We start from the raw sequence: 1532 nt of genomic DNA on the forward strand, positions 1-1532 counted from the left end.
CGGCGGGCTCAAGGCCCTGCGCAACGCCTCGGTCGGTCTGGCCCTCGTGCTGACCGTCGCCCTTGTGGCGGCCGGGCCGTGGTTCTATCAGACCGGCCTTTGGGGCATGACCGCCTTCCTGGTCGTGCTCTGCGCATGGGTGGCCCTTATCTTCAGCACTGAACGCCAACAACCATCTATGATATAAGGATTTTGCATCATGGCAAAGATCAACGTGGAATGGAAAGGAAACATGGTTTTTGAGGGCAAGGACTCCGACGGCCACAGCCTGGTCATGGACGCCTCGGCCATCTACGGCGGCAGCAATCAGGGCGTACGCCCCATGGAAATGCTGCTCATCTCCCTGGCCGGCTGCACAGGCATCGAAGTGGGCCACGCCATGAACAAAATGCGTCTTGAGTACACAAGCTTCACCATCTCGGCCGATGCCGTGCGCCGTGAAGAAATCCCGCAGATCTTTACCGAGATCAATGTGGAGTACACTGTTAAAGGCGACGGTATCAGTCTTGAGAGGTTCGTGCGCGCCTTTGAGCTTGGCGCTGTAAAATACTGCTCCGTAGCCAACATGCTTAAGGCCAGCAGCAAAATAAACTACAGCTTTGTGCTCAATGGACAGCGTTACGCCTATCCCTTGCAGGATGGAAAGGCTGCCCCGCAATAGCCGGCAGTGTGCATACCACTACCCTGAGAGGGCGGCTATGCCACGATCCCGCAAGCTCCCGTCAGGCGAGCAGACCACGCCCCTGCCGCCGCAACATATGCCGGATTGACACACCCCGCCCTGTCAGGCCCGCCGCCGCGCCCCACACTACGGGAGGCGCGGCGGCTTTTCACCACAGCTAATGAGGAGATTACATGTCCAGCTACACCTTGCCCGAAGACCGTTCCTATACCGACGAGCACATCTGGCTGCTTGAAGACGCCCAGGGCCTCACAGTGGGCATTTCTGACTTTGCCCAGGCACAGCTTGAGGAAGTGGTCTATGTGGACATGCCTGCGGTGGGCACCATCGTCGAGGCGGGAAAAGAATTCGGCTCCGTGGAATCAATGAAGTCTGTCAGTGCGCTGTTTTCGCCGGTTTCCGGCGTGGTGGAAGCCGTTAACACCGACCTTGAAAACAAACCTGATCTTGTGAACAGCGACTGTTACGGACAGGGCTGGATACTGCGCCTGCGCAAAGAAGGCGAAAATACCGTGCCTCTGCTCTCGGCCGAAGCGTACGGGGAACACCTGAAATCACAGTCCTAGAGCATTTTCAGCATGAAACTGCTCCAAAGCGGGCAGCGTCAATACCGTTTGCCTGCCCGCGCGGATTGTCCTTGAAATCCGCGCCACGAGCGGGGCCTACGGACCTGACGACAGAAGCGCCCTCTTATGCTATGCCACTGGAACCCCCATAGATGTTCCCCGGGCAAAAAGAGTCAGGCCCCTGGCCTCATACAACCTGCGCAAGCCAGCACGAGGTAAAGAGATGAAAAAACTGACCATCATCGGCAGCGGCCCCGGCGGCCACATGGCGGCCTTTGCGGCGG

General features: G+C 58.4%; 2 protein-coding genes and 1 pseudogene. All 3 read left to right on the forward strand.

The window, feature by feature from the left end; translation table 11 throughout:
- Positions 1-187, forward strand: a pseudogene (locus V6C07_RS12350) (sodium:solute symporter family protein); the annotation flags it as partial.
- Between the two features lie 12 nt (positions 188-199).
- On the forward strand, positions 200-661 hold the full coding sequence (locus tag V6C07_RS12355; RefSeq protein WP_333536778.1) for an OsmC family protein: 462 nt from the start codon (positions 200-202) through the stop codon (positions 659-661).
- 194 nt (positions 662-855) lie between these two features.
- The gene (gene gcvH, locus V6C07_RS12360; protein WP_333536779.1) at positions 856-1248 is read left to right on the forward strand and encodes a glycine cleavage system protein GcvH; all 393 of its coding nucleotides are present in this window, start codon (positions 856-858) and stop codon (positions 1246-1248) included.
- Positions 1249-1532: the final 284 nt, after the last annotated feature.

Origin of the sequence: Desulfovibrio sp. 1214_IL3152 (assembly GCF_036763055.1) — a bacterium.
Lineage (GTDB): Bacteria > Desulfobacterota > Desulfovibrionia > Desulfovibrionales > Desulfovibrionaceae > Desulfovibrio.

Excerpts from the sequence above, each read along its gene's own strand:
- V6C07_RS12355 (WP_333536778.1), top strand. The coding sequence starts at position 200 with ATGGCAAAGATCAACGTGGAATGGAAAGGAAACATGGTTTTTGAGGGC.
- gcvH (WP_333536779.1), top strand. The coding sequence starts at position 856 with ATGTCCAGCTACACCTTGCCCGAAGACCGTTCCTATACCGACGAGCAC.